At 56.2% G+C, this 3,100-nt stretch carries 3 protein-coding genes; 2 read left to right on the top strand and 1 reads right to left on the bottom strand.

The features are described 5' to 3' along the window. The first annotated feature begins 42 nt into the window (after nt 1-42). Nucleotides 43-951 carry a protein translocase subunit SecF gene (secF, locus tag A3754_RS19815; RefSeq protein ID WP_082872479.1) on the top strand — a complete coding sequence of 303 codons (909 nt, stop codon included), beginning with the start codon at nt 43-45 and terminating at the stop codon, nt 949-951. Nucleotides 952-1,060: 109 nt separating this feature from the next. Beyond that, nucleotides 1,061-1,573 carry a DUF2059 domain-containing protein gene (locus A3754_RS19810; protein WP_063521066.1) on the top strand — a complete coding sequence of 171 codons (513 nt, stop codon included), beginning with the start codon at nt 1,061-1,063 and terminating at the stop codon, nt 1,571-1,573. A gap of 452 nt (nt 1,574-2,025) precedes the next feature. On the opposite strand, the gene A3754_RS19805 is transcribed toward A3754_RS19810, so the two are convergent. Beyond that, a partial coding sequence (locus tag A3754_RS19805; protein ID WP_063521065.1) for a pyridoxal phosphate-dependent aminotransferase occupies nt 2,026-3,100 on the bottom strand: 1,075 nt, incomplete at its 5' end.

Genomic DNA, 3,100 nt, shown 5'->3' with positions numbered 1-3,100 from the left:
CGAGCAAACTGAGCATCTGAGGCGGTTATGAGCAAAGCACCCATGAACATCAATTTTATGGCCGCCCGCAAACCGCTGGGCATCCTGTCGCTGGCGCTGGTGATTATTTCCGTGGCGCTGTTGCTGACCCGAGGCCTGAACCTGGGGCTGGATTTCACCGGGGGGACTACCGTGGTAGTAAAAAGCCCGGTGGATGTGGAGCTGTCTCAGGCACGGGAAGATTTGGCGCAGGCAGGTTTCGGTGATGCCGTGGTACAGCACTACGGTTCCCCCAAGGAAGTGAATATCCGGGTCGCACCAAAGGATGACGTGGACGCGGACAAGGTGGGCCACAACGTCTTCAATGTGCTGAAAGAGCACAATGCGGATCTGGAACTGCTGAAAGTGGAATTTGTGGGCCCTCAGGTTGGTGACGAACTGCGTGACGAATCCGGTACCGCCATGTTGCTGGCGCTTGGCCTTATGATGGTCTATGTGTGGTTCCGCTTCTCCAACAAGTTTGGCGTGGCTACCGTACTCGCGCTGTTCCACGATGTAATCATCGTGCTGGGTCTGTTTTCGCTGGTGCAGTGGCCGTTCGACCTGACGGTGCTGGCGGCGGTGTTGGCATTGATCGGTTACTCGCTCAATGACTCCATTGTAGTGGCCGACCGCATTCGTGAAGATTTCCGCAATTCCCGGCAGACGGATCCGGTGGCTATTATCAATGGCGCGGTAAACCAGACGTTGACCCGCACGATCAATACTTCTGTGACGACCCTGTTGGTATTGGTGGCGTTGTACTTCTTTGGTGGTGAAGTCATGCGCGCTTTTTCGGAAGCTCTGCTGGTGGGTGTGGCGGTAGGTACCTACTCGTCGATTTATGTGGTTACGAATATTCTCTTCATGATGAAGGTCAGCAAGGAAGACTTCATGATTCCGGAACCGGAAGAAGTGGATGAAATGCCATAACGGCAATTGATCATTGATAGTGGTTAATTGATAGTAAAAGGCCGTGATTCGTCACGGCCTTTTTGCTTTTCAGGCTGGCGGTGTTGGCACCGCAATGTTGGAGATAATCATGAAAAAAATGCTGACCGTACTGCTGCTGTCTTTCCTGTCGGTAACCGCACAGGCATCGGAACAGGCGGACAAGACGGCTGCAGCCAAAGAGGTGCTGGAATCCAGTAATGCCAAAGCCATTTTCAGTGAAGCCCGGCGACAGATTGAAGGCATGACCGATCAGGCCCTGACGCAAACCATCCCGGCGGACAACAAGGCCATGATGGAGCGCTATACCTCGCGGGTGCAGACCATTCTGGAAGAGGGGCTGGACTGGGGTGCCATGGAAGAGCAGATGCTGGCGATTTATCAGCGTACCTTTTCCCTGCAGGAGCTGCGGGACATGGCCGAGTTTTATCAGTCGGAAAGTGGCCGGGCGATCATGAAAAAGATGCCCCAGGTAATGGCTGAATCGGTACAGATTTCCCAGCGCCAGATGCAGCATGTGATGCCGTCCTTGCAGCAGATGTTTTCCGATATGGAAGCGGAGCTGGCCCAGGCCGGCGCACAAAAAGATGCGCAGAAACCGTAATCGCAAAAACCGGTATGGGGCGTCGATCCAGGTGTAATCGTCATCCGGCGTTTGACTCAGGACGAGGCGGGCCGGTTGGGTGCTGTTAGGCCCAAGCCGGCCCATTTTTTTATGGTTCATCGCTGAATTGAGTGATCAGCCGGCTTCAGAACTTGTCTCATTATCCCGCCTTGGCCGCCGCTGGACGCCGGATGCCTGACGACGGACGCGGGCATTCAAAACCTGAAAACCTTGCCCGTCACACCCTCTGTGCAAAATGCATTACCCGGTTATTGCCTTAATGATGGCCCTGACAATTCCTCAAAATACCTCTCAAAAGCGATGCCGGAATAACGACAACGTCTCAGGCTATGGAGATTTACGTCAGGCATCCGGCGTCTAGCGTTTGGCAAAGTGCCGGGTATTCGGGATAAACCCGGCACATGGCGAGAAGCGTGTTATTCAGAGGCTCCTTAACTGAAGTTTTGTTTCTCCATCCAGGGAATGATCCGTTTGAAGGCTTCTTCGATCTGATCCAGTGAGGTGGAGTAGCTGATGCGCAGGGCGTTGCGCCCGGCGTCCCCGAAGGTGTCGCCGGAAATGGTGCAGACTCCGGTTTCGCGCAATAATTTCAGCGCCACGTTGGCCCCGTCGACACCTTCCGGTAGCGAGGGGAATAGATAGAAAGCGCCGTCCGGTTTGTAGCCGGTAAGGTGTGGCGTCTGTTCCACCAATTCCACCAGCCGATCCCGCCGGCGCTGATATTCCTCCACCATGTTGTCGATAAACTGGTTGCTGCCACGCAATGCGGCGACGCCGGCCCACTGGCAGGGCGTGTTGGCCACCGTGGTGGTGAACATGTGGTAGCGGCGCAGTTTCTTGATGGCCCCCTGGCTGCCAATCAGCCAGCCGACACGCATACCGGCCATGGAAAAGGTTTTCGAGAAACTGCTGATCACCATGACGTGGTCCAGGTCCGGGCAGCTGGACAGGACGCTGGGGTAATGCTTTCCGTCGTAGATCAGGTGGTCATAGACCTCGTCGCTGATCACATGGATGCCGCGATAGGCCGCTTCTTCGACAATGGCTTCGATGGTTTCTCGTGGGTAGATGGTGCCGGTGGGATTGCTGGGGGAGTTGAGAATCACCGCGAAGGTATTGGGCCCCATGGCGTCAATCACTTCCTGGGGATCCAGCTGATGGTTGTTCTCGGCGCGGGTGGCAATGTTGCGCACGATGCCACCGTTCATGCGGATCAGTGGACCGTAGAGCATGAAAGACGGGTCCGGCACGATGAATTCCCGGCCGGGGGCCGAGGTGGCCGTCAACGCCAGATACAGGGCTTCGGTGGCGCCCGTGGTCACCATGAAGTTTTCCGGCACCAGGGTGCGTTGATAGCGTTTGCTGTAGTACTCCGCCAGCGATTCCAGCAGCTCCGGCAGGCCGGCGTCCATGGTGTAACCGGTCTGGCCAGCGTAGAGCGCATCCACCCCGGCCTGAATCACGTGCTCCGGCGGTTTGAAGTCGGGCTGGCCGATGGACAGATGA

The sequence above is a fragment of the Alcanivorax sp. HI0083 genome, assembly GCF_001635175.1.
Note: the sequence above shows the minus strand (reverse complement) of the source record. Positions and strands in the feature narration are given on the sequence as shown.

Bases quoted from the DNA above. Each gene is read 5' to 3' on its own strand.
- A3754_RS19810 (WP_063521066.1), top strand. From the start codon at position 1,061: ATGAAAAAAATGCTGACCGTACTGCTGCTGTCTTTCCTGTCGGTAACC.
- secF (WP_082872479.1), top strand. From the start codon at position 43: ATGAACATCAATTTTATGGCCGCCCGCAAACCGCTGGGCATCCTGTCG.